This is a genomic window from Roseateles sp., from assembly GCF_965262435.1.
GTDB lineage: Bacteria > Pseudomonadota > Gammaproteobacteria > Burkholderiales > Burkholderiaceae_C > Paucibacter_A.
Map to the genome: position 1 here is coordinate 3058921 of NZ_OZ253537.1, position 23147 is coordinate 3082067.

The window sequence follows — 23147 nt, forward strand, 5'->3', positions numbered from 1 at the left end:
GCGCGGCCAGCTGGCTGCGGCCCCTCAGCTCGAACGTTGGGCGTCATGTCGTTGCGTTCCTTCCTAAGTAAAGAGCGCTCTCGTGATCGCACGCTGTTCGTCGCTTGTGGCATCGGCTTCGTCGCCTACGCTGCCTGGCACTTTTGGCGTGGTAGCTGGGGTGTTGCTTGCTTTCTTGGGGGCTTCGGCTTGCTCTCCCTTGCCGCTGGCGCATTGCTGAGCGAACAGCGCCTCAATACACTGGCCACGGTACTCTTGCTCATCAATTTCGTAGCTGCCGCGGCAGCACTTGTCGCAGGAGTGGGCGTCCAATGAGGCCTTGTATGTACCGAGTCGCGATGACGCCCAACCAGTCGCTCGAGTGGACCTCCGCCAGCTGGCCGCGCTACGCTGCCTGTATATTTTCAGCTCCGCGCGGCCAGCTGGCTCCGGCCCCTCAGCTTCAACGTTAGGCGTCAGAAAGCATGCACCCCTTCGAAGGCTTCCTAGACCGCGTCCGGCGCGATGGCGGCACTATCGTCGCCCGCATCGTTACTGGCGGTTTCGATCCAAAACCCGATATCCATCCGGTGCTCCTTGTCACGGTGGAGGAGCCAGTTGAAGTGGAGGCTCTCTATGCAGAGCTTCTCCGTGCCAAGGACCTCGATGACGGTTGCCACTTCGCCCTGAATTCTGGTACGGAAGCAGTGCTCACCACCGATCATGGCAACGAGATCGTCCTGCGCGGCGTCAGAGTGACGGTCATGGAATGTCAATACGACGAAAATGATTTTGAACGCCTTGCCAAGCAGAACCACGAGTGGGGCATGTCTCAGCACAAAGCCCTCGCAAAGGAGTCCGCGCGCCTGCTAAGGGTTCGTCAGTTGCTTCAGGATCAGCATTCGCGCATATCGGTCAAGATCCAAGGGCACGAGGCGGGCACAACGGCCCATACACTCTATGAACAGCATCTTTCGTTCTTGGCTCGGGTTCTCGCAGAACCTGACGCCTAACCCGTCGCTCGAGTGGACCTCCGCCAGCTGGCCGCGCTACGCTGCTTGTGTATTTTCAGCTCCGCGCGGCCAGCTGGCTCCGGCCCCTCAGCTCCAACGTTAGCCGTCACATGAAGCGCTTTCTCGCTGTCCTCGTCTCCTTGCTCTCCCTTTCTGCCTCGTCGGCTGAAATCACGGAGTGGGCAACCGCCGTCTCCAAGCAACAGGGTACCGATCGCACAATCGTGTTTCGCTACGCCAAGTCGTTCCGTCAGGGGTTTCAGCGGTCGGCCTTCCCTGACCGAGTGATCATCGTGTGGAAGTACAAATCCGATTCGGGCATGCCGGTGCCCAAAGAGCGGGAAGCGATGGACCGCATGGAAGACCTACTTGAACCACTCGTCGAGAAGTCTGGAGCCAGCGTTCTTGCGCTCGTGTCAACCGGCGAAAACCTGCGCGAATGGACGTTCTATTCGAAATCGGAGGAAGCCTTCTTTGCCGCGCTCAACGAGGCTCTCGCAGGTCAGCCTCGGTTCCCAATTGAAATCCACGCTGGCCCTGACGCCGCATGGTCTACATATGAGCAATTTCGCAAAGGCGTTCGCGAGTGAATGCGACGGCTAACCCCTCCGTCAAGGTGACGCCTTGCGGCAAGCCGCAAGCCGCCCCTTACGTCGAACGTTCAACCGCAAGAGGCCATGCCGTAGGCAGCATCGCGCTATGAAACCACTAGTCATTCCCCCTGCCGCGCAGCGTGATGAGAATTCCGTGCAAATGCTTAGCGCATGGATTGCCGAGCGAGGGCTACATTGCACCTTGAACATCGGTTTTTTTGAAGCCGCAGGGCACACAGAGGCGAAAGCTTGGGGGATCCTTCTGGCCGATCTCGTAAGGCACATTGGCAATGCCGTCGCGGAAGAGCGCGGCACGCCAGCGAATGAAACGGTCACGGCTGTCTTCGCCGCGATTCATTCAGAGCTGGACATGCCTACATCGAACGCCGTTGGCGAATTTCATGTGGGTCACGCTTAATCCTGCATCGCCCTCGCCGCACGCCTTGCGGTTGAACCAGTCATTGGAGCGGACCGCCTTCGGCGTCCGCTCACTTTCACGTTATGCCGCTTGAAAACTTTCACCATGGATGAAGCCAGTCTCAAATACTTCGGGGAATTCCTCGCCGAGTTTCAGAAAGAGTCGGACCGCGGCGCTGCCCTCGTCGGCGCGGCACTTCTAGACACCCGGCTTGAGCGTCTACTTATCTCGCACATGCTGCCTGGGAAGGTCACCAATGACTTGGTTCTAGGCGGCAACGCGCCGTTGGGAACGTTTTCCTCTCGAATCAACGTATGCCTTTCGCTTGGCCTAATCACATCTGCAGAGCGGCATGACATCAATCTTGTTAGAAGCATTCGCAATGAGTTCGCGCATCGCGAGCACGGATTGACGTTCGAGGACGAACGAATTGCTGGCCTGTGTAGCTCCTTGACGTCTCGGAGGCCGCCAGAAATGGTCGCCGACCGCGGCTACCCTCCGAGGCAAAGGTTCAACGATGCCGTCACATTCAACGCACTTCAGCTCTGGTATCGCCCTGAACATGCTGCCGCCCTTAAAGCCAAAGAAAGGACGTGGCCATACTAGCCTGCGGCCTAACCCTTCCATGGAGGGGACGGCCAACGGCGGGCATGGTTTATGCTGTTTGCCAAAAGTGTTGCCGCCCCTGTCCGCCCCTCATGTCAAACGTTATAGCGCTCGCCATGAATGAAGCGTCTTTCCCTTGCCCAAGCTGCGGATTTCTCGTCTTCGGCGAGCCGCCTGGCAGCTATGAGATTTGCGAATTGTGCGGCTGGGAAGATGATCATGTACAACTCGCAAACCCAGCAATGGGCGGCGGGGCGAACAAGCGGAGCCTGGTCCAAAGCCAGTTGCTTGCTCTTCAGAGATTTCCCGCAGGCGTTTCCGTTTGCGGCAGCATTCTTCGCGCTCCAGGGTGGCGACCATTGAGGACCGAAGAAGTTGAGCCCGCGAGATCACCAGCGAATGGTTCCGAATACTTCGTCGCCGCTGCGGGTGAGGCCCCCAGCTACTACTGGACTCTCGATGAAGCGCCATAACATTTTGGTCAAGCGGACCTGCGCCAGCTACGCTGGCTGGCCCGCTTACCGCACACGTTAACCAGCATGCAAATTCGCCCGGTGCTCATCCACGTTGTGTTTGCCTCGTTTGTCGGGGCGGCGATTTCCGCCTTCACCCCAGCACGCTGGTTGGCAGCATCGCTGTGGGTGTCCGCTGCAATGTTGTTGAACGGCGCTGCTGCCACCGTTGAAGATTCCCAACCAGGCGCCTTAGACAACCCAGATGGATCTATTCCGCAGCCTGATTTTGGCGTGCTCGCGGCCAAGCTCGCTGCTATTGCGCTTGGGCTGGCGTCTCTCGGCTTCTGGGTCCAATTCATTTGGCTCGCGACGGCATGATGGTTAACCGGTCGCTCGAGCGGACCTCCGCCAGCTGGCCGCGCTGCGCTGCCTGTCTATTTTCAGTTGCGCGCGGCCAGCTGGCTGCGGCCGTTCAGCTCGAACGTTAGGGCACAAGAATGAGCGTTTCCACAGAAGCCTTGCAAATCATCGGAGCCGTCACGGTTGCAATGATCGCGGGTCTTGCGTCCTTTATCGTCACAATTCTCACCAAGGAGCAGAAGACCTCCGAGTTCCGTCAGTCGTGGATAGATTCCTTGCGCCAAGAGCTGTCTGACTTTGCAGCCATCTTGATTTCAATTGCTGATGCAATTCAAATCAGGTCAGAACGAGGTGAATCCGGGCGAGAGATCTCTGACCAAATTCACAATGAGCGCTTTGGCGACATCAGGCAACTTGAGGGGTTACGGGTCCGCATTCTTTTGCGGCTGAATCCGGACGAGCATCAGGATCTCATTGCACTCGTTGACAAGGCCTATCTCTATAACCAAACCATCCGAACCCAGGATGAGGATGGCGGCAGTCTTATCAAGTCCTTTACGTCGGAGTCGCAGCGGGTTCTCAAAGAGGAGTGGCGCCGCGTTAAGCGTGGCGAACTAGCCTTTCTTCTTACCAAGTGGGGCTCATTTGGCTTCTTCATGGCTGCGACCGCTGTCACTGTTGTCTACGCAACCGGGCATCTCTATGTGGCCTATGTGCCCTAGCCGGTCGCTTGAGCGGACGTCCCTCAGCAAGCCTCGGTCCGCCGCACAGCTTCAACGTTAGACATCAAAGACAAATGCCTCGTATCACTGGCGGTCAAGTCCTCTCTTTCCTCGGCTTCCTTGTGCTCGTTGGGGTTTGGACGATCATCGACCGCGTCTTTGGTCAGCGCGAGGCTTTTCGCTTTTGGGGTCTCATGCTCCTGGTCACATCTCTGGCGTTCACATTCATGAAGCGCATCCCGGTAACGGTCGGGAACACCGAGCTGAAGCCGCTCGAGGGCTGGCGGAAGGCCTACGTCCTGATTCCGACCTATGCGATCGGACTGGCCGTGACCACCTTCCCGCACGAGGTCGCTTGCGCTGTCCATCTCAAGGGGTATGTGTGCGGCTGAGGTCTAACAGAACGGTCGACTCGGACACGTTGCGGCAAGGGACCGCACGGCGCCGTTGGAAATCGTGCGCCGTGCGGTCCCTTGCCTCAACGTGCCGGTCACCTTCACGTTAGCCCGCATGAGCCTACTTGTCCCCACATCCCGCGCAGAGGTCCTTCGAGCCAGTTGGATGTTTTTTCCATTCATGGTCATTCCGCCGGTCTTACTCATTAGTTTTTGGTGGAGTGTCTACTTCTCGATCGATGCGCATCGCCAAGCGGCACTTTTCGCGGTCGTTGCCAGTCTGCCCGGAATTTTTCTGCTGCACCGGCGGGTAACGAAACACGTCTCTCAGGGAATTCATCCGTACTTTCACAGTTCCCGTCGGATTTCTTTGGGAACGTATTTTTCTGGTTGGCTAGGTATCTTCCTGCTGCTGTATGGCTGGGTTCTTGTAATCTTTGCGCTTGCGTTGCTGCTATCTCGCAGTCAATCAACCGAGTACTCATACTTGGTGCTGGAGGCCGAGAGTTGCACCAAAAAGTGCCTGGGCTGTCCGTCCCGCGTCAAACTTTCAGGCTGGCCAGGGCTGTCCGAGTCAAGCCTCTGTGTTAGCGGCATGGAACCTTCTGTTCATGTAGGCCAACTCCTGCTTGTCCGGGGCTACTTCTCCAGCCACGCAATCTATGTCAAAGGCCTGCTTTACGTCAAAGCAGGCTAACCGGTATTTCGAGCGGACTGCCTTCGACGCCCGCTCGCTTTCGCCTTGTGCGTCATCGTGATCCGCGCACTGCTGTTCCTGGCCGTCTCCCCGAGTCCCGTGAACTGCTCGATCCCCATTCAAGCGCAAGTAGGATCGACTGGCGAGACAATCCGTCGAGTTTGAGAATAGAGAGCCTGAGCAAGCGATGGGACAAACTATTGGGAGTCAAGTATTCGGGCTCTGGTACGACGTGGCGGGTTGGGCTTTGGGTGCCGCCGTTTTCGCGTACTTCGCTGTTTGTGGACGCAACAACTTGCCTGAGCAACTCAAGGCGTCGCTTCCCGCGTTCTTGCAAGACCGTGTTGCGAATATCGTGTTGTCAGGGGCTTTCTTGCTGGCAGCGCTTGGAAAGCTGCTTCTGTGGTGGTGAGGCGTCCAGTGAAAATTGGCATAACCATTCACTCAAGCTGATATGGTGCGTCAGTTGGATTTTGGTATTCGTTTCGTTTTTTTGTTTTGTTTCAATCCACACCAAAAGTGGCCGACCCCAAGGCGCAGGTCAGCGCGAACCTTGCACGGCACACCGAAGCTCTCCCCCTGACTACCGTTCCAAATGCAAGTCGAACATCGCATCACCGTTTCTGCTTCACCTGAGGCGATCTTCCGTATCTATCAGGACGTTCAGAACTGGCACACCTGGGATCCGGACACGAAGCAAGCCAGTCTTGAAGGCCCGTTCGCGGTGGGAAGCAGGGGCCGGCTGACGCCGATGAAGGGCAACACGGTCCCCATGCTGCTGACGCAAGTGGTTCCGGGGCGGTGCTTCACGGTCGAGTCCAAGATTCCGCTCTTTCGCATGCTCTTCGAGCACGAGTTGATCCAAGGGTCAGAAGGCACGGAGGTGGTCCACAGAGTCACGTTCTCCGGTCTGCTGTCCGTCGTACTGGGGCCCATGCTTTCAAAGCAGTTGAACACGGGGCTTCCCATCACTCTGGCTCGGCTCAAGGCGCTGGCAGAAGAAGAACAAGAACAAGAAGAAAAACGCAGTGCGGCCTAGCCCGGCGTTCGCGCCCATTCGCTTCGGTGGGTCTTTCCAGGTTTGTTTTTCATTCTGGGCCTTCCGTGCCCAGCCGCCGCTGGCGGCTCAGCTTCAACTTCAGTCATCACAGGAGACTTCAGTGCCCCGAACCTTCATGCTTGTCGTCGCGTGCGCCGCATTCACCTGCTTGCCCGCAATTGCTTCTCAGCAATGCGAAGGCCCGCTCCAGCGAGATGCCACCGATTTCTCTGCTGTCGGGGACGGTTCACAGGTCTACGACAAGCGCACCCAGCTGATCTGGATGCGCTGCGTCGAGGATCAACGTTGGAATGGTTCGGTGTGTGTGGCCAATGACCCAGAGGCAGTCAACCCGGGCCCGCGACTGAGCTTTCAGCAAGCGAAGGCGCTCGCCGCGAGCAAGTCCACCAGTGAGGAGCAGTGGCGGCTTCCCACCCGCAAAGAGCTGCTCTCGCTGCGCGAGCCGAATTGCTACAACCCGTCGCTCAGCCTGACGGTGTTTCCAACGAAGCCAGCGTGGAGCTCCGATGGTGCGTTCTGGACGTCGACCCGGGAAGCCAAGGGCGTATCGCTGGTGTCGGCCATCGGTACGAGCGATGCGTGGGCGACCACGGACGAAGGGAACACGAATCATGTTCGTCTTGTTCGTACGCCTCCGAGGCCGAGCAAGAAGTAGGGTCTCGCCGTTATGAAGCGCCCGGCCGCTCGGCGGCTTGGAAAGTCAAACCGTCGACCTCAAAGGTAAGGACGCATGCCAAAGAAGACACGATTCGCGAGCTGGCTTTGCCGCTTGGCTACGTCGACGTCAAGGTTTGCGCGGTCACGGAAGTCGGGTCGGGGCTCAAGTTGGTGGTTCGCAAAGAGCTTCGCTGAGAATGCGGCTTGAGTCTTCCAAGTGGCAACTGCTCTCGTGTGCTCGCAGGCTTGGACCTTGAGTTCCCGAAGCCAGCCATTGGTGGACCTTGGCCTTTTATGCCGGGACTGAAGAGCCGCATGTCAAGGCCTCGCAAGATGTCTCGAGACACCTCACCACAGGACTTGAAAGCATGACGACGACCTACCTCGGAACCTGTCTTTGCGCGGCCGTGGCCTTGGAGGTGGAGGGCGGCATTGAGGCCATCATCCACTGCCATTGCTCCAAGTGCCGCAAGGCCAGCGGAACAGCTTTCGCCACCAATGGATTCATCCAGGCCAGCGGTCTGCGCATCACGCGCGGTGAGCAGAGCATTCGCACCTATGAATCCGCACCGGGGCGGCGGCGGCATTTTTGCGGCATCTGCGCGGCGCCGCTGTTCAGTTCGAACGCCAGCGACCCCAGCCGGCTGCGGCTTCGTCTCGGCATCCTGGATTCCGAGATCCGCGAGCGGCCCGTCTCGCACAACTTTGTCAGCTCCCGTGCCTCCTGGGAGGACCTGGATGCGACGCTGCCGCGCTACGAAGGCCATGAGCCGGGGCGCTGACGCCCCTGGGCCCGGCGCTGTGGGCGCCCGGGCTTCGTTCAATCGTTGACTTCGGCCTCGTCGGCGCCGGTGGCCGGGCGGGGGCGGCGCACGCCAGGCTTGGCGAGCAGCTCCACATAGAAGCTGTCGGCCTTCTCGGCCGCATAGGCATTGATGCGCTCGGTCAGGGCGGCCATGGGGATCACCTCGGCGGTGGCCGGGCTGCTGCCGAAGCGGCAGTCGAAGTCCCAAAAATCCACGCCGGCCGGGCGCGGCTTGTTTTGCTCGCGCTTGATGTATTTGCGGATTTCGTGCTTGGTGGCTTCGAGCAGGCGGTCGGGGTGCTTGCCTTCGACGTGGAGGGGGTAGGTCTTCTTCAAGAGGGCTTTCTGGGCAGTGGCGTCGGCGGGCGTGGCGCAGGGCGTCCAAGAAGGGACAAACAGCTGCGGCGCCGAAGGACGTAGGCGGCAATTATCGCCCCGATGGCGTCGGCACGGCGTCCGGCGGCCCCGCGCTGCTGGCTCGGGTGTCTGAGTCCGCCCTAAGTTTGGCCCGGGCTTTCCCCCTGAATTGCCCATTGGGCCGCCGCGTTTGGGTTGATACTGAGCTGTATATGGTCTGCCTCGTTGTCCGCTATCCCCAGGCTTTCGCCAGCGGCCGCGCGGCTTGGGCCGGGTTTGCGGACCGCAGGCGGCGGCAGCGGCAGGGATGCGGGCAATCCAGGTGCTTCGATGGGACGATGCATGGCCATAGGCGGTGACAGCTCAATGCGTGGGGCAGACAGGCTCGGCCAGCCAGGCCCGGCCCGTGTTGGGTCTGCTGAGAGCCGCTGGCGGGCCTTGTGCCCGCTGGCCTGCGTGTTCCTGACCTGGGCCGCCGCTGGATTTCAGGTGCATGCCCAGACCACGGCTGCGCTTGCGCCGCTGACTCCAGTGGCCTCCGCGGCTTCGGCCGCTGTCGTGCCTGATGTGTGGGCCCAGTTGGAGCGCATCGAGCGCGGTGGTGCCGCGCGGGCGGCTGCCAATCTGCTGGTGCTCGACACCTTGCTGCCGGCCAGCGCGCCGGGCAGTCTGGAGCGGCTGGAAATGCTGGCCTTGCGCGGCGCCGCCCTGGTTGAGCGCAATGAGGGCCCGGCCTTGCAGCGCTTGCTGGACAGCCTGCAGAACTGGCCGGACCCGCGCTTGCGCAGCGCCGCGCAGCTGGCCGAGGCCGTGGTCCGGGCTCAGCAGCTGACGCGTGAAGGCAAATCGGACCAGGCTTTCAAGGCCATGGCCGTGCTGCCGGCCCAGCTCAGCGCCGATATACCGCTGAGCCTGATGTTTCGCGCCCTGGTGCAGCTCTGCATCGCTGAGTCCGAGGCCGGGCGCGTGGAGTTGGCCTTGGGCCACGCCAATCAGGCCTTGCAACTGGCCGAGCGCTCGCAGGCTTCATGGCGCCGGGCTGCGGCGCTGTCGGTGCTGGCCTACGCCTTGCTGCGTGCCCAGCAATATGAGCGCGCGGCCAGTGCCATCGAGGAGGCGCTGCAGGAGGCCACACGCGACCCCGACCCCATGCTGCTCTACCGGGTCCACAACACGCGCGCTGTGATCCTGGGCGTCCTGAAGCGCTTTGACCGCGCCCAGGCTTCCATGCAGTTGGCCTTGAACGCGGCCCGCGACAGCGGCTCACCGACCCTGCAATCGCTGGCCCTGGCCAACTCGGCCGATTTCTATTTGCGCCAGGGCAATTTCGCCAAGGCGCGCCAGATGTCTGAAGAAGGGTTGGCCCTGGCCCGCCGGCATGGGGACAGCTCCAACGAAGCCTTGGCGCTGCACAACCTCGGCATCGCCCTGATCCAGCTGCGCCAGATCGAGTTGGGCAAGTCTCATGTGATGCAGTCCATCACCATGAGCCAGGCCGAGGGCTTGAACGGCCAGGTGGCGGACAGCTTCAATGAGCTCGGCGAAGCGCTCGAGCGCATGGGCGACCTGGCCGGGGCGGCGCGCGCGTTTCAGCAGTACCGGCGCATGATCGACCAGCAGCTGCGCGAGGAAACGCGCAGCGCGGTGCTGGAGTTGCAGGCCCAGTACGACGACGACCGGCGCGGCAAGGAGATGGCCTTGCTGGCCCGCGACCGCAGCCTGAAGCTGGAGCAGTTGCGTGCCCGCGACCTGCAGCTGCAGCTCTGGGCCGCCGTGGGCGCCTGTGTCGTGCTTTCGGCGCTGCTGCTGGGCCTGGCCTACCAGCGCATACGCAAAACCAACCAGGCGCTGGCGCACAGCAATGCGGCGCTCAAGGTCCAGGGCGAGCGCGACCCGCTCACCGGTCTGGCCAACCGGCGTCATTTCCAGTCGGCCATCGTGCGGCTGGCCGAACATGGCCGATTGCAAGCCTCGGTTTTCTTGATCGACATCGACCACTTCAAGCGCATCAATGACAGCCACGGCCATGCGGTCGGGGATGCGGTGCTGGTGGAGGTGGCGCAGCGCCTGCGCAGCTGCTTGCGCGACGAGGACTTGCTGGTGCGCTGGGGCGGCGAGGAGTTCCTGATCGTCATCGACATCCGTCACCCGGCCCAGATCGAGAGCCTGGCCCAGCGCCTGCTCGATCAGATCGCGTCGACGCCGGTGCGGCACGGGCCGGCCGGCGCACAGGGCTTGAACGTCAGTGCCTCCATGGGCTTTTGCAGTTTTCCGGTCGCGCCCCATGGCTGGAGTGTCGATTGGGAGCGCGCCATCGCCCTGGTCGATACCTTGATGTACATGGCCAAGGCCCACGGCCGCAACCGCGCCTTCGGGCTCAAGGCCATGGCCCCGCATCAGGCCGAGCTGGACGCTGCGGCCTTCCTGGCGTTGAGCGAGCGCATGGAAGAGGCCTGGCGCGCCGGTGAGCTGGAGCTGGTGCAGCTGCAGGGGCCGGTGTGGGCGGCAGGCGAGGGTCGATCATGAGCGGCACGCGCATCCGGGTAGGCTGGCGCCGCTGCGCCGGGCTTTTGACTGTGGCGGCCGGGCTGGTCCACGCTCAGCCTCAGCCCACCGTGGCTGCAACAGCCGCCTCGGCCGCCCCGGCGCTGCCTGCTGTCGCCTGGCCGGTCGAGCGCAAGCTGAGCGAGCAGCTGGAGTTGCTGCTGCGCCAGGGCTTTGATCGCCCGGAGCAGGCCTTGCGCCGGCTGCGCGAGCAGCAGCAAACCGACCCGCCCGCGCCAGCTCTGCAGCTGCTGCTGGCTGAGGGCCGGCTGCTGGTGCTCAGCGGAGACTTCGAGCAGGCCGAACAGGTGGCCGAGCGCCTGGCGCGCCAGCCCGAGGCGCGCGACGCGGCGCTGCTGCTGCGCGCCGAACGGGCCGACCGCATGGGCGCCGGAGAGCAAGCTCAGAAGCTGGCGCATCAAGCCCTGGCCGGCCTGAGTCAGGCCTGTCCCAGCGCCGCCAGCTTGCAGGCCCAGACCCCCAGCACGCTGCCTGCGGCCTGCGACTTCCGCCTCGTCTGGGTGGCGCTGCGCCTGATCGAGCGCAGCCAGATCCGCGCCGGCACCTTGCCCCTGGCCGAGGCCTCGGCGCAGACAGCCCTGGCCTTGGCCCAGGCCGGCGGAGACCGCCATCTGGCGGCCAGCAGCCTCGGTTCCCTGGCCATGATCGCTCAGCTTCAGGAGCAGCCCGAGGCGGCCAGCCGCTGGTTGAGCCAGGCCCGCCAGCAGGCCCAGGGTGACACCTTGGCGCTCTTCAAGATCAAGAGCTACGAGGCCTATGTGGCTGGCCTGCGCCAGGACGGCCCGGCCAAGCTGCGCGCCATGGAGGAATGCGTGGAACTGGCCCGTCAGGCCGACGCACCGCGCTGGTTGGCGCAGTCGCAGAGCAATCTGGCTGACGCGTATTTGCAGCTCAAGCAACCGGGGCGGGCGCTGGACGTGGCACGCCAGGCCTTGCCGCTGTTCGAGCAGCGCGGCGATCTCCGCATCCAGCGTGCCATTCGCCACAATATGGCCGTGGCCTATGTGCAGCTGGGCGACTTCGAGCAGGCGCGGCGCGAAATCGCCCGCATCGAGCAGATGAGCCTGGGCCAGGTCGACCAGGGTTTGCGCACCCAGGAGCTGCGCGAGCTCGGCGAGGCCTGGACCGCCGCAGGCCAGTTCAAGGAGGGCCTGGCGGCCTACCACCTGGAGCGCCGCCTCAGCGCCGAGCTGGTCGAGCGCAACCGGGCCAGTGCCTTGCAGCAGTTGCAGCTCAAGTACGACAGCGAGCGCAAGCAGCGCGATCTGGAGCTGCTGCAGCGCGACCAGGCCCTGGTCGACCACCAGCTCGGCAACCGCCAGCGGGTGCAGCAGGTCGGCGTGGCCGTGGCCTTGCTGCTGGGGCTGTCCCTGCTGCTGGTGGCTTTGATGGTGCAGCGCGTGCGTGCCGCCCACAAGCGCTTGCGCGCCAACGAGCAGATGCTCAAGGCCCAGAGCGAGCGCGACCCCCTGACCGAGCTGGCCAATCGCCGCCATTTCCTGGCCGTGATGCAGCAGCAGCCTCGCGCCGAATTCAATGGGGCGCTGCTGATGGTGGACATCGACCACTTCAAGCATGTCAACGACCAGCATGGCCACGGCATCGGCGATGTGGTGATCTGCGAGGTGGCCCGACGTCTGAGCCTGGCGGTGCGCGCCGAGGACCTGGTGGTGCGCTGGGGCGGCGAGGAGTTCCTGGTGTTTGCGCCGGATATTGCACCGGAGCGGCTGCTGCAGCTGGCCGAGCGCATCTTGTTCGGCATCGGCGGCGAGCCGGTGCCCGGCAGCGATGGCCCGCTGCGCGTCACCGTGTCCATCGGCTGTGCCCATTTCCCGTTGCAGCCCAGCGCCTTGCCCCAGCATTGGGAGCAGGCGGTCAACTGGGCCGATATGGCGCTCTACACGGCCAAGGCGCGCGGCCGCAACCGGGCCGCTGCCATCGTCACCGTCAAGGCCGGCGACCGTCAGGCCCTGCAGCAGATCGAGGCCGATTTCGACGCGGCCTGTTCCAGCGAGCGGGTGCAGCTGCAGCAGGTGCTGGGCCCGGGCGTTTGACGCTGGTCCGGCGCGATCACTGGTACAGCTTGAGGATGGTGGCCAAGCGGCCCGATTTGTGCAAATGCTCCATGGCCCGGCGCAGCGCGCGTACCTGATCTTCCGGCAGATCGCGGCGGGCGTAGAGGCTGTAGTTCTTTTCGTTCACGACAAAGGGCGGTGCGAAGGCTTGCGGATCGATGCCGGTTTGCCGCAGGGCGTAGCTGAGCAGGTAGTCCGAGGAGATCACCGCATCCAGGCGGTCGACGGCCAACATGCGCACGCCCTGGAAGGGGTCGGCCATGGGGAATTTCTGGATCGCCTCGTCCTTGTTGATGCTGTCGTCATAGAAGGCGCCTCGGGCCACGCCGAGCAGGCGGCCGCGCAGCTGGCTGACCTGGCTGATGCCGGCGGCTTTGCGCGTCAGCACCACGAACTTGAAGCTGTGAAAGGGTGCCACCCGCTGGGCCAGCGCGTCCAGCTCCGGCCCTTCGACACCCACCACCAGGTCGGCGCTGCCGTCCTTCAGCCCCATGGCCAGGCGCACGTAAACGGCCGAGTTCAGGCTGACGGCCAGCTCGGCCTGTTGGGCCAAGGCGTTCATGATCTCGATGTGCATGCCCGGGCGCTGAGCCTCGCCGCGCAAGGTGTAGGGCGCGACATCGTTGATCAGCACGCGCAAGGGCGCGGCGGTGGAGCCGGGCGTAGAAGTTTGCGCCGCTGCACCGGCGCCGGCCCAGAGCAAGCAAAGCGCCAGCAGCGTGGCCGGCCATGAGGGTCGCAAGACAAGCATGCGGCAGTTTAGTGCCGCCGCCGTATCGAGCCTTGGCGCCTACTCGCTCAGCAGCAGCACGCTGGCCCGAACCGGCAGCTGCAGGCGCAGGCGGTGGCCGCCGTCCAGCGTCTCGAAGGCGGCGGGACCGTGGCCGGGCTGCAAGCCGCGCCATTGCTGCACCTGCAGGGGCAGCTGCCAGACGGGCAGGTCCAGGCTCAGGGCCTGGTCGCCGCGGTTCACGGCCACGACCGTGGCTTCCCAATCGGTGTAGCGTGCAAATACCAGGGCCTGCTCGCTCACGGCCAGGGTCTGCACCGCGCCGTGGCGCCATTCGCCGCGGCTCTGGCGCAGCGCGATCAGCTCGCGGTAGTGCTGGAACAGGGGCTGCTTCCACTGCGCGCGGTCCCAGGGGAAGGGGCGGCGGCAGTCGGGGTCCTGGCCGCCGGGCAGGCCGATCTCGTCACCGTAATAGACGCAGGGCGCGCCTGGGCTGGTGAAGAGCAGGGTGGCGGCCAGGGCCATGCGGGCCGTGTCTTCGCCGAGCAGGGTGAAAAAGCGCGAGGTGTCGTGGCTGTCCAGCAGATTGAGCTGGGCCAGCTGGTTGGCGTAGGGAATGGTGGCGCGGCCGCGCGCCAGCCAGCGCTCGAAAGCCGCGGTGCTCAGGCGGATCGGCTGGTAGGCCACGTCCAGGCCGGCCAACCAGGCGCGCACCGGGTGGGCGAAGCCGTAGTAGTTCATGGCCCCGTCTTCCTGGTCGCCCTGCAGCCAGCGCGTGGCTTCCGAGAAATGCTCGCCCAGCACATAGGCCTGGCCGTTCTCCTGCTTGATGGCCTGGCGGAACTCGCGCACGAACTGGGCGTTGTTGCGCGCGCCCGGGCCTTCGCCCAGCATGTGGATGACGTCGAGGCGCCAGCCGTCGACGGCATAGGGTGGGCGCAGCCAGTGGCGCAGCACCGCGTTCGGCCCGGCATAGATGGCTTCGCGCAGCGGCGCCGAGCTGAAATCCAGCACCGGCAGGGAGTCATAACCCTTCCAGCCCAGCGGCCGGCCCTGGCCGTCGAAGGCATAGAAGCTGCGGTAGGGCGAGTGGATCGACTGCGCCGCGCCCAGCTCCGCATGCACGCCGGTCTGGTTGAACCAGGGGTGGTTGACGCCGGTGTGGTTGACCACCGCATCCAGCACCAGCCTCATGCCGCGCGCGGCGGTGGCCTCGCGCAGCTCGACCAGGGCGCGGTTGCCGCCCAGCTGCGCGTCGACCTGGAAGTAGTCGTCGCAGTCGTATTTGTGGTTGCTGCCCGAGCTGAAGATGGGGTTCAGGTAGAGGGCGCTGATGCCCAGCTCCTGCTGCAGATAGTCGAGCTTTTCGGTGATGCCAGGCAGGTCGCCGCCGTAAAAGCTGTTGGCCGCATGGGCCGGGTCCACTGGCTCATGCCAGGCCGGCTCCACGACCGTGCGGCCGGCCTGGCCGGGCAAGACCTGACCCTGGCGGCTGGGTGGCCGCGGGCTGTGCTCGGCGGCATGAAAACGGTCGGGGAAGATTTGGTAGAAGACCTGCTCGCGCACCCAGTCGGGCGGTTGGTGCTGGCGATTCAGGCGGAAGTGCAGGCTCTCCGGCGGCAGGTGCTCATGCAGGCCGTCGGCCGCCAGCCAATGCTGGTTGCCGTTCACCAGCACTTTGAAGGCGTAGAGCGTCAGCGCATTGCCATGGTCCCAGGGCAGCCAAGCCTGCCAGCGGTGCAGCTGGCCCTGGCGGCCGACGTAGCGCATGGTGATCAGCTGCTCTTCATTGTCGGGTTGGCTGCGCAGATAGACCTGGTCCAGCTGCTCGCGCTCGCTGAGCAGGCTGATCTCGCTGCCTTCGGGCTGGCGCTGCAGCCAGGGGGCGATTTGCGGGTGGATCAGCAGCAGCGGCGATGGCGCGGCGCCGTCGGTCGCTGGGGCCTGGTGAGCTGGGGCGGTGGCGGGCTGTGCGTGCATCGGATCTCCAAGTCTGGCGTGGCCGGCATTCTGCTCAGCGGGCGGCGCTGAAATCATCCGCCCCGGGGGTTGAATCGGGGGTGGAGGCCGCGGCCTTCAGCGCCGCGCTGAGCGGGCTCTTTGAAGTGCTTCCTCGCGCGAGCTGATGTGCAGTTTGGCGTAGAGGCGGTTGATATGGGTCTTGACCGTGGCCAGGGAGACGAAGAGCTGGGCGGCGATCTGTTCATTGCTCAGCTCATCGCCGATCAGGCACAGCACCTGCCATTCGCGCGGTGTGAGGCCAAAAGGTGACGGCGCGGCTCGGCCGGAGGCTTGCGTGATGGTCGTGGCCTCGGCAGGAGCCGTCCGGTTCGACATGGGCGGCGTTTCGTTTCGCAAGGCCTGCAGCCAGCGCCTGGCGTTCTGGCGCGCCAGCGGGTGGTGAACGATGGCGGGCTGAGCCAGCAAGGCCGCCAGCGGCCCGACCAGCTTGGGCGCGAGCAGGCGCACGCGCTCCAGGCCGTCCTCCAACTGGCGCGGGCCAGTCAGCTGCTGCAGGCTGTCGCGCAAGCCCTCGAACCCGAGCAGGGGGCTGCTGCTCAGCGCGTGCAGCAGCTTTTGCTGCCAGGCCAGGCGCCGCAGGCCGCGCGCCTGCATGGCCTCGGACCAGGCGCGCAAGCGTGCTTCCGGCCAGGGCCGGGCGGCCAAGAGGGCGGCGCAGCCCTGCAGCCAGGCGCGTTCGAAATCGCAGAGCTGGGTGGCTGGGGAGGGCGTCACCGCAGCGGCATCGTCCGACTCGGCCGCGTCGTCGTTCAGCGCCGCCCAGTGCAGCAGGCGCGCTGTCTGGTGCTGCAGCGAGGCGAGGTGGATCTGCGCCTGCAGCAGGCGGTTGCGCCAGCGGTAGCAATAGAAGGTCTGGCTCTCGCGCTGGCTCAGGCCTTCGATCTGGCGGGCGGCCGCCTCGATCTGCCCTGCATTCAGGCCGGCCTGTGCCTCGGCCACCAGCTGGGGGAAGGCGTAGTAGTGCTCGGTTGGCAAGGGCCCGGCCACCAGGCCCAGCGTCTGCCGCAAGCCCTGGGCTTCCGCGCTGAAAAAGCGGGCGGTCTCGCCGGCTTCGGCACCGGACTCGCTGTCCAGTTCCAGGTGCACGTCGGCCAAGGCCTCCAGCGCTTCGATTTGCAGCAGGGCGCAGTCGTCGCGTCGGGCGCCTTTGAGGGCCGCGGTCAGCGGCGCCAGCGCTGCCTGTGGGTGGCCGGCAGCCAGCCAGGCGCGGCCCAAGGTGGCGCGTGCCAGCAGGGCGGGAGGTTCGAGATCGTGCGGAAAGGCGTCGATGGCGGTTTGGGCGGCCTCGACCGCGCGCGTCGCCTGGTCAAAGGCCAGGGCAATGCGGGCCTGCAGCGTGGCCTTGAGCCCGATGCTCAGGCCTGGGGCCTCGGCCAGCTGGCGCTCGACCGTGTGCGGCTCGCCCAGGGCTTCGATGGTCCAGGCCAGGCGCAGGGCCAAGAGCTCGCCCTGCTGCAAGGCCGGCTGCAAGAGATTGGGTTTCAAGAGGCGCCCGGTCAGGGCCTGGGCGGGGCTCAGCAGCAAGCTCCAGCCGGCGCGCTCCAGCACCTGCAGCTGCAGGGCCGCCCAGCCGAACTCAAGCGCCAGCTCGGCCGCCAGCACCGCCTGCCGACTGCCCAGCAGCAACTCGACCGCTCGGCCCAGCATGGCGTCGAAGCCCTGCGGGTCGGTCTGGCGCCACTGCGCGACGGCGGCTCGTGCAGCGTCGCTGCCCTGGGCCTCGGGGCCGAGTCGCTGCAATTCGCGCGGCGCACAGGCCAGAGCCGCCGCCACGATCGCCATGTCCTGCACGCCCAGCAGGGCCTGCAAGGCCAGGCGCTGGCGGCCCAGAGCCAGGTCGTCGGCCGGGGGCTCGCGCAGCGGCAGTGCAGCGAATTCGGGGTGCAAGTCGAGGGGATGGCTCACGAAGGGGCGGGGTGCGCGCTGCGGGCTGTGCATCAATTCCACTCCGGGGGTGGATGCTCTGCGGCAAGGCTGTGGCAACAATGGGGTGCCCGCAGTCTACGTTCATTCGCCTCGCTCTCTCCCTTCGTTCCGTGCCCCACAACGCCGCCACACCCGATCAGCCGCCGCCGGCGCTGCGCCCCGCTCGCTCCCTCCGCCCCCAGCCGCGCCTGCTCAGCCTCGCCTGGCCCCTGTTCACGGAGCTGGGCTTGGGCATCGCCCTGGGCCTGGTGGGCATGGCTCTGGCTGCGGCGATCTCGGATTCGGCCGGTGCCGCTTTCGCCCTGGCCAACCATGTGTCGGCCATGCTCTTCATCCTGTTCCGCATCATTGGCGCCGGGGCCAGCGTGGTGCTGACCCAGAGCCTGGGCGCTGGCCGGCGCGATGCCGCCGATGCCGTGGCCCGGGCGGTGCTGGGCGCCAGCAGCTGGATCGGCCTGATCACGGCCCTGGCAGCCTGGTTCCTGGCCGCACCCTTGTTGCGCCTGCTCAATGCTCCGCCCGAGGTCTTGCCCCTGGCCCAGCCTTTTTTGCAGGCCCTGGCGCCGGCGCTGCTGCTCGATGCCTGGAACGCCTCGATGAGCAGCGTCATGCGTGCCCATTTGCGCAGCCGCGAGGCCTTGGGCGTGGTGGTGCTCATGCACACCGTGCACCTTTTGCTGGCCTGGCCGCTGATGCAAGGCTGGGGGCCTTTGCCGGCGCTGGGGCTGCCGGGCTTTGCCGTGGCGCTGGGTTTGAGCCGCGCCGTGGGCTTGAGCCTGCATCTGCTGCTGTGGCGTGCGCGTCTGGGCCTGCGGCCGCAGCGCAGCGACTGGTGGCGGCTGCCGCGCGCCGAGCTGGCGGCGGTGCTGCACATCGGCCTGCCGGGGGCGGCTGAGAACATCGCCTATCGCCTCGCCTTCATGGTCAGCGTGGCGGTGGCGGCACTCTGGGGCGCCGGCGCCCTGGCCACCCATGCGTATGTGTCGCAGCTGATGTACGGGGTGCTGCTGTTTGGACTGGCCACCGGGTTTGCGGTGGAAATTGTGGTCGGCCACCTGATCGGCGCGGGCCAGTTGCATGCGGCGAACCGCATCGTGCGGCGGGCCCTGGCGCGCGGCCTGGTGGTCAGCGTGCTGGTGGCCCTGAGTGCGGCGCTGGCCGGGCCCTGGCTGCTGGGCCGATTCACGGCGGACGCGCAGATCATCCAGGCCGGCACCCAGCTGCTCTGGCTGACCGTGCTGCTGGAGCCCGGGCGGACCTTCAATCTGGTCGTCATCAATGCCTTGCGGGCGGCCGGCGACGCACGCTACCCGGTGCTGGCCGGTGCCGCCTCCATGGTGTTGGTGCTGGCCGGCGGCGCCTGGTTTTTGGGGGCCTTCTGCGGCCTGGGCCTGCCCGGGATCTGGCTGGCCTATGCACTGGACGAGTGGATTCGCGGCCTGCTGATGTGGCGGCGTTGGAACACTTTGGCCTGGGTGCCCATGGCGCGGGCCGCGCACCGGAGGCTGCGAGCGGCATGATTTGACGCTGGCGCAAGATCCAGGTCTTGCGCGGGCAGGCCTGCTGCGATACTCAGCTCGATGAGCCCGAAGTTCGAATTCAGCGCTGTTTCCACCGCTCTTTGTGCCGCTCTTTCTGGCGCGCTTGATGTCGCGCTTGATGTTGGTTTAGTGGCCGGGCTGCTCATGGCCGCAGGCCTGCAGCCGAGCTCAGCCCAGGCCCAACAAGCACCGCTTGTCGTCGCGCCGGCAGCAGCCGCTTCGGCTGCGGCGGTCGCCGCTGAACCCGACCTGGAAGAGTTGCTGCGCCAGCAACTGCGCGAGGTGCCGCGCGAAGTCGAGGTGTCTGCCGCCTCACGCTTTGCACAGAGTGCCGCCCAGGCCCCAGCCGTCACCTATGTGGTCACGGCGGCCGAAATCCAGCGCTACGGCATGCGCAGCCTGGCCGAGATCTTGCGCGCCATGCCCGGCGTGCACATCAGCTTCGACGGTGTATTCAGCTATATCGGCGCGCGTGGTCTGGGCCGTCCGGCCGATTTCAACAGCCGCCTGCTGGTGCTGCTGGATGGCATGCGGATCAACGAGAACATCTACGACGCAGCCCTGATCGACGGCGACTTCTTTGCTGAAGTCGACCTGATCGACCGGGTCGAGTACGCGCCCGGGCCGGGCTCGGCGGTTTACGGCAACAACGCCTTTCTCGGCGTGGTCAACGTCATCACCAAGCGGGTCGACAAGCTGCGCGGCGGCCAAGTTCGCGCCAGCCTCAATTCCGAAGGCCAGCAGCGCGCGCGCGCCAGCTGGGGTTGGCGCGGCGAGTCGGGCTGGGAGGGCTGGCTGTCCGGCAGCCAGATGCGTCATGCCAAGCGCCCCTTGCTGAGCGAGGTGCCGCCCGAGCACGAAGCGGCCCTGCGCGAGCTCCGATGGAGCCGGGAAAAGCGCCTGATCGGCGGCCTCAGCGGCCAGGGTTTGAGCGTGCGCGTCGGCTTCAGCGATGTGCAGGAGGGCTTCCCCTATTTCCTGACCGAGGACACTTGGCAGTTGGGGCAGTACAAGAGCCGCGGCGTCAACAATTTCCTGGCGCTGGACTACGAGCGCAGCCTGGGTGAGAACTGGGACTTGGCCTTGCACCTGTCCAGCAAGCGGGTCGACTTTCAGAAGCACTCGCCCTTTCTCGAAGACCCTGAAACCATCCTGAATTACAACGAGCGCGCGCTGGGTCGCTGGGTCAATGGCGATCTGCGCCTGAGCAGCCAGGCCTGGGCCGGGCACAAGCTGATGCTGGGGCTGGAGTACCAGCGCGACCTGGTCCAACGCGTGTCCAGCAATGCCGACACCTACGGCGATCTCTATGTTTTCACCGGTGACAACCGCCGCAACGGCTTGTTCATTCAGGACGACTGGCGCCTCAATGACAGCCACCGCCTGATTCTTGGCCTGCGCCAGGACCGGGCGCAAATCGGTGGCAGCAGCTGGAACCCGCGCCTGGCCTGGGTCTGGAACGTCCGCTCGGATGCCACGTTCAAGCTGCTCTACGGCAGTGCGTTCCGAGCCGCCAATTTGTTCGAATTCCAGGTCAACGAGCCGCGCTCCCTGCCCACGCCCAGCCCCGAGCGCGTGCGCACGCTGGAGGCGGCCTGGGACCAGGCGCTGAGCCCGCAGCTGCAGCTGCGGGCTTCGGTCTATACCTCGCGCCTGGTCGACCTGATCAGCCTGGATGATTCGCCCGATCCCTATTTCATCAACAGCCCCAAGCTGAACAACCAGGGCCTGGAACTGGGCCTGGAGCGTCGCTGGGACCAGGGTGCGCAGCTGCGTGCGTCGCTCTCGCTGCAACGCACCCGTGATGCCCAGGGCAAGGGTTTGAGCAACTCGCCACATGCCCTGGTCAAGCTGCATTACAGCCAGCCGCTGCTGGGTGACCGCCTGCAACTGGGCTGGCAGCTGCTGGGTGTCAGCCGGCGCAGCACCGATGGTGAGGACCTGCCCGGTTATGTCACCAACAACCTGAGCCTGCTGTGGCGGCCCCTGGCGGGTCATGAGTGGAGCCTGGGGCTTTACAACGTGGGCAAGACCCGCTACTTCGACCGACCCGCGGTGCAGAGCTATCCCGTGCCGCAAGCCGGCCGGGTGCTGCAGCTGAGCTGGACCTGGAGCATGGATCCATGAGCGTTCCGGCCCGGCTGATCGGGGGCTGGAAGAAGCTGTTGGGCTTGATGAGCGCCTGGCTGCTGGCGCTGGCGCCGGCCAGCGCCGGCCTGGGGCTGGACGAGGCGCAGCTGAAGGCCGCCTTCATCTACCGTTTTGCCCAGTTCACCCAGTGGCCCGGCCCGGCCGCGGCCGAATTCAGCTACTGTGTGGTGGGCAGCCCGGTGCTGCGCGAAGCCATGGCCTCGCTGGCGCAAAAGCCCCATCTGGCCAGCGTCGTGCGCGTGCGCTCGGTCAGTGAGCCGGCGCAGGCGCAGGGCTGCCAGGTGTTGGTGCTGGGCCTCAGTGAACGCAGCGAACTGCTGCGCTGGCAGCTGGCCCTGGGCGCTGAGCCGGTGCTGGTCGTGGGTGACAGCGCCGAGGCCTTTCGCGCCGGGGTCTGCATCGCCTTGATGGTGGAGCCCAATGGCCTGGCCTTTCGCATCAACCACAGCGAGGCCAAGCGCCGCGGCCTGAACCTGAGCTCGCAGATGCTCAAGCTGGCGCGTGAGGTGAAGTAGGGCGCTAGGGCGCCGCGAGTCGTCCGGGATGGCGGTCTTGCGCCATGGGCCGTTTGCATCATGGGCGCTTCATGGCTGCGTCACCCCGCGCTTGAAGAATGTGCCGCATTCGCAGGATGTCCCTGCGTGTGAGGAGTCTTCGTCATGAAATCAAAAACACCGGCGCTGCGCCTGCTGGCCGCTTTGGGCTGTGTTGCCCTGTCCCTGCCCGCTGCTGCGCAGCTGAACACCCTGGTCGGCTGGGCCAAGATGCCGGCCAACACCTTCGCGGACGGTCCGACCTCGGGCCAATTCGCCTCGGGCGCCGGTGGCAACCCGCTGCCCTTGCTGAACAAGCAGCCGGTGCAAGGCTTCTCGGCCGTGCTGAACGGTCCGAGCGCCGGCAGCTTCCTCTACATGCCGGACAACGGCTTCGGCACCCAAGGCAATTCCGGCGACACCTTGCTGCGCATGTACGCCGTCACGCCTGATTTCAAGACCGCCCTGGGCGGCAGCGGCACCGTGTCGGCCGCGAACTACCAGACCGGCAGCAGCCTGCCGGCCTTCAATGCCGACAGCCGCATCAACCTGGCCGATCCCGACCGCAAGCTCGGCTTCAAGATCCAGGCCGACTACACGAACTACTACAACAACGCCGCCAACCCCCTGGTCGATGCCAGCATCCGCTCGGGCCGTTTGCTCACTGGTGCCGATTTCGACATCGAGTCGGTGCGCAAGGACAAGAACGGCAATCTCTGGTTCGGGGATGAGTTCGGCCCCTTTCTGGTCAAGGCCGATGCCACGGGCAAGGTGCTGCGCGCCGAAGTCGGCCTGCCTGGCGTGATGGCACCGCAGAACCCGCACCTCAACGGCGGTGTGGCCAATCTGCCGGGTTCGGGCGGCTTCGAAGGCATGGCCATCAATCCGGCCGGCGACAAGCTCTACACCTTGCTGGAAAAGAGCGTGGCCGGCGATGCAGCCGGCACGCTGCGCATCAATGAGTTCAGCATCGACAGCGAGAGCTACACCGGCGCCAGCTTCCGCTACAAGCTCGATGCTGCAGGCGTGGCCATCGGCGACATGACGGCGCTGAACGACCATGAGTTCATCATCATCGAGCGCAACAACGCCACCGCCACCGGCGGCGGCACACCATTCAAGAAGCTGTTTCGCATCGACATCAATCGCGTCGATGCCCAGGGTTATGTCAGCAAGACCGAGTTGGTCGACCTGATGAACATCGCCGACCCGAACGACTTGAACGGTGATGGCAAGACCAGCTTCACCTTCCCCTTTGTCACCATCGAAAGCGTGCTGGTGCTGGACGCCAACACCTTGTTGATCGCCAATGACAACAACTACCCTGGCACGGGCGGCCGTGATCTGGGCTCGGACAACACCGAGTTCCTGAAGATCCAGCTGGCCAACCCGGTGCCGGAGCCGAGCAGCTACGCCATGCTGCTGGGTGGCCTGGGCCTGATGGGGGCCTGGCTGCGCCGCCGCAAGGCGGCTTGATCGGACCAAGC

General features: G+C 65.0%; 23 protein-coding genes. 19 read left to right on the top strand and 4 right to left on the bottom strand.

From position 1 onward, the window contains the following. Positions 1-45 precede the first annotated feature (45 nt). The 13 genes from ACQY39_RS13235 to ACQY39_RS13295 all read left to right on the top strand — a co-directional run bounded on the left by ACQY39_RS13235 (position 46) and on the right by ACQY39_RS13295 (position 7737). Positions 46-315 carry a hypothetical protein gene (locus tag ACQY39_RS13235; RefSeq protein WP_263517181.1) on the top strand — a complete coding sequence of 90 codons (270 nt, stop codon included), beginning with the start codon at positions 46-48 and terminating at the stop codon, positions 313-315. Between the two features lie 149 nt (positions 316-464). Beyond that, on the top strand, positions 465-992 hold the full coding sequence (locus ACQY39_RS13240; RefSeq protein ID WP_428506914.1) for a hypothetical protein: 528 nt from the start codon (positions 465-467) through the stop codon (positions 990-992). Between the two features lie 110 nt (positions 993-1102). After that, on the top strand, positions 1103-1582 hold the full coding sequence (locus ACQY39_RS13245; RefSeq protein ID WP_428506916.1) for a DUF695 domain-containing protein: 480 nt from the start codon (positions 1103-1105) through the stop codon (positions 1580-1582). 109 nt (positions 1583-1691) lie between these two features. Further along, positions 1692-2003, top strand: a complete 312-nt coding sequence (locus ACQY39_RS13250) for a DUF5076 domain-containing protein (RefSeq protein WP_263539125.1) — start codon at positions 1692-1694, stop codon at positions 2001-2003. A gap of 90 nt (positions 2004-2093) precedes the next feature. After that, positions 2094-2609, top strand: a complete 516-nt coding sequence (locus tag ACQY39_RS13255) for an MltR family transcriptional regulator (RefSeq protein ID WP_428506918.1) — start codon at positions 2094-2096, stop codon at positions 2607-2609. A gap of 116 nt (positions 2610-2725) precedes the next feature. Further along, positions 2726-3082, top strand: coding sequence for a CPCC family cysteine-rich protein (locus ACQY39_RS13260; protein ID WP_428506920.1), 357 nt, complete (start codon positions 2726-2728; stop codon positions 3080-3082). A gap of 66 nt (positions 3083-3148) precedes the next feature. Beyond that, complete coding sequence (locus tag ACQY39_RS13265; protein ID WP_428506922.1) at positions 3149-3442, top strand: hypothetical protein; 294 nt, start codon at positions 3149-3151, stop codon at positions 3440-3442. Positions 3443-3561: 119 nt separating this feature from the next. Then, a complete protein-coding gene (locus tag ACQY39_RS13270) occupies positions 3562-4146 on the top strand; it encodes a hypothetical protein (RefSeq protein ID WP_428506924.1) in 585 nt (194 codons plus the stop codon). Between the two features lie 74 nt (positions 4147-4220). Then, positions 4221-4538 carry a hypothetical protein gene (locus tag ACQY39_RS13275; RefSeq protein ID WP_428506926.1) on the top strand — a complete coding sequence of 106 codons (318 nt, stop codon included), beginning with the start codon at positions 4221-4223 and terminating at the stop codon, positions 4536-4538. A 169-nt stretch (positions 4539-4707) separates the two neighbouring features. Then, complete coding sequence (locus ACQY39_RS13280) at positions 4708-5238, top strand: hypothetical protein (RefSeq protein ID WP_428506928.1); 531 nt, start codon at positions 4708-4710, stop codon at positions 5236-5238. Positions 5239-5833: 595 nt separating this feature from the next. Next, complete coding sequence (locus ACQY39_RS13285) at positions 5834-6277, top strand: SRPBCC family protein (RefSeq protein WP_428506930.1); 444 nt, start codon at positions 5834-5836, stop codon at positions 6275-6277. Positions 6278-6398: 121 nt separating this feature from the next. Further along, entirely contained in the window at positions 6399-6953 is a 555-nt protein-coding gene (locus tag ACQY39_RS13290; RefSeq protein ID WP_428506932.1) for a DUF1566 domain-containing protein, read from the top strand. Between the two features lie 370 nt (positions 6954-7323). Further along, on the top strand, positions 7324-7737 hold the full coding sequence (locus tag ACQY39_RS13295) for a GFA family protein (protein ID WP_428506934.1): 414 nt from the start codon (positions 7324-7326) through the stop codon (positions 7735-7737). Between the two features lie 38 nt (positions 7738-7775). On the opposite strand, the gene ACQY39_RS13300 is transcribed toward ACQY39_RS13295, so the two are convergent. Then, on the bottom strand, positions 7776-8096 hold the full coding sequence (locus ACQY39_RS13300) for a DUF6172 family protein (RefSeq protein WP_428506936.1): 321 nt from the start codon (positions 8094-8096) through the stop codon (positions 7776-7778). Positions 8097-8573: 477 nt separating this feature from the next. Here ACQY39_RS13300 and ACQY39_RS13305 point away from each other — a divergent pair, with 477 nt between their 5' ends. Continuing rightward, positions 8574-10643, top strand: a complete 2070-nt coding sequence (locus ACQY39_RS13305; protein ID WP_428506938.1) for a diguanylate cyclase domain-containing protein — start codon at positions 8574-8576, stop codon at positions 10641-10643. Beyond that, complete coding sequence (locus ACQY39_RS13310; protein WP_428506940.1) at positions 10640-12736, top strand: diguanylate cyclase; 2097 nt, start codon at positions 10640-10642, stop codon at positions 12734-12736. The genes ACQY39_RS13305 and ACQY39_RS13310 overlap by 4 nt, the downstream gene beginning before the upstream one ends. Before the next feature lie 16 nt (positions 12737-12752). Here the strand turns inward: ACQY39_RS13310 and ACQY39_RS13315 are convergent, their stop codons facing one another. The 3 genes from ACQY39_RS13315 to ACQY39_RS13325 form a co-directional block, all read right to left on the bottom strand. After that, positions 12753-13508, bottom strand: a complete 756-nt coding sequence (locus tag ACQY39_RS13315) for a substrate-binding periplasmic protein (RefSeq protein WP_428506942.1) — start codon at positions 13506-13508, stop codon at positions 12753-12755. Positions 13509-13547: 39 nt separating this feature from the next. Beyond that, complete coding sequence (gene malZ, locus ACQY39_RS13320; protein ID WP_428506944.1) at positions 13548-15467, bottom strand: maltodextrin glucosidase; 1920 nt, start codon at positions 15465-15467, stop codon at positions 13548-13550. A gap of 96 nt (positions 15468-15563) precedes the next feature. Further along, the gene (locus ACQY39_RS13325) at positions 15564-17414 is read right to left on the bottom strand and encodes a response regulator transcription factor (RefSeq protein ID WP_428506946.1); all 1851 of its coding nucleotides are present in this window, start codon (positions 17412-17414) and stop codon (positions 15564-15566) included. A 131-nt stretch (positions 17415-17545) separates the two neighbouring features. On the opposite strand from ACQY39_RS13325, the gene ACQY39_RS13330 reads away from it, so the two are divergent. The 4 genes from ACQY39_RS13330 (at position 17546) to ACQY39_RS13345 (ending at position 23136) form a co-directional block, all read left to right on the top strand. Then, entirely contained in the window at positions 17546-18955 is a 1410-nt protein-coding gene (locus tag ACQY39_RS13330) for an MATE family efflux transporter (RefSeq protein WP_428506948.1), read from the top strand. 165 nt (positions 18956-19120) lie between these two features. Continuing rightward, positions 19121-21103, top strand: a complete 1983-nt coding sequence (locus tag ACQY39_RS13335; protein ID WP_428506950.1) for a TonB-dependent receptor plug domain-containing protein — start codon at positions 19121-19123, stop codon at positions 21101-21103. Then, positions 21100-21642 (top strand): YfiR family protein, encoded by a 543-nt coding sequence (locus ACQY39_RS13340; protein WP_428506952.1) that lies wholly within the window; start codon positions 21100-21102, stop codon positions 21640-21642. Before ACQY39_RS13335 ends, ACQY39_RS13340 begins: the two co-directional genes overlap by 4 nt. Before the next feature lie 144 nt (positions 21643-21786). After that, on the top strand, positions 21787-23136 hold the full coding sequence (locus ACQY39_RS13345; protein WP_428506954.1) for an esterase-like activity of phytase family protein: 1350 nt from the start codon (positions 21787-21789) through the stop codon (positions 23134-23136). Positions 23137-23147 lie beyond the last annotated feature (11 nt).

Bases quoted from the DNA above. Each gene is read 5' to 3' on its own strand.
- ACQY39_RS13245 (WP_428506916.1), top strand. From the start codon at position 1,103: ATGAAGCGCTTTCTCGCTGTCCTCGTCTCCTTGCTCTCCCTTTCTGCC.
- ACQY39_RS13335 (WP_428506950.1), top strand. From the start codon at position 19,121: ATGGCCGCAGGCCTGCAGCCGAGCTCAGCCCAGGCCCAACAAGCACCG.
- ACQY39_RS13260 (WP_428506920.1), top strand. From the start codon at position 2,726: ATGAATGAAGCGTCTTTCCCTTGCCCAAGCTGCGGATTTCTCGTCTTC.
- ACQY39_RS13280 (WP_428506928.1), top strand. From the start codon at position 4,708: ATGTTTTTTCCATTCATGGTCATTCCGCCGGTCTTACTCATTAGTTTT.
- ACQY39_RS13275 (WP_428506926.1), top strand. From the start codon at position 4,221: ATGCCTCGTATCACTGGCGGTCAAGTCCTCTCTTTCCTCGGCTTCCTT.
- ACQY39_RS13240 (WP_428506914.1), top strand. From the start codon at position 465: ATGCACCCCTTCGAAGGCTTCCTAGACCGCGTCCGGCGCGATGGCGGC.
- ACQY39_RS13270 (WP_428506924.1), top strand. From the start codon at position 3,562: ATGAGCGTTTCCACAGAAGCCTTGCAAATCATCGGAGCCGTCACGGTT.
- ACQY39_RS13295 (WP_428506934.1), top strand. From the start codon at position 7,324: ATGACGACGACCTACCTCGGAACCTGTCTTTGCGCGGCCGTGGCCTTG.
- ACQY39_RS13235 (WP_263517181.1), top strand. From the start codon at position 46: ATGTCGTTGCGTTCCTTCCTAAGTAAAGAGCGCTCTCGTGATCGCACG.
- ACQY39_RS13340 (WP_428506952.1), top strand. From the start codon at position 21,100: ATGAGCGTTCCGGCCCGGCTGATCGGGGGCTGGAAGAAGCTGTTGGGC.
- ACQY39_RS13250 (WP_263539125.1), top strand. From the start codon at position 1,692: ATGAAACCACTAGTCATTCCCCCTGCCGCGCAGCGTGATGAGAATTCC.
- ACQY39_RS13285 (WP_428506930.1), top strand. From the start codon at position 5,834: ATGCAAGTCGAACATCGCATCACCGTTTCTGCTTCACCTGAGGCGATC.
- malZ (WP_428506944.1), bottom strand. From the start codon at position 15,467: ATGCACGCACAGCCCGCCACCGCCCCAGCTCACCAGGCCCCAGCGACC.
- ACQY39_RS13315 (WP_428506942.1), bottom strand. From the start codon at position 13,508: ATGCTTGTCTTGCGACCCTCATGGCCGGCCACGCTGCTGGCGCTTTGC.
- ACQY39_RS13310 (WP_428506940.1), top strand. From the start codon at position 10,640: ATGAGCGGCACGCGCATCCGGGTAGGCTGGCGCCGCTGCGCCGGGCTT.
- ACQY39_RS13345 (WP_428506954.1), top strand. From the start codon at position 21,787: ATGAAATCAAAAACACCGGCGCTGCGCCTGCTGGCCGCTTTGGGCTGT.
- ACQY39_RS13265 (WP_428506922.1), top strand. From the start codon at position 3,149: ATGCAAATTCGCCCGGTGCTCATCCACGTTGTGTTTGCCTCGTTTGTC.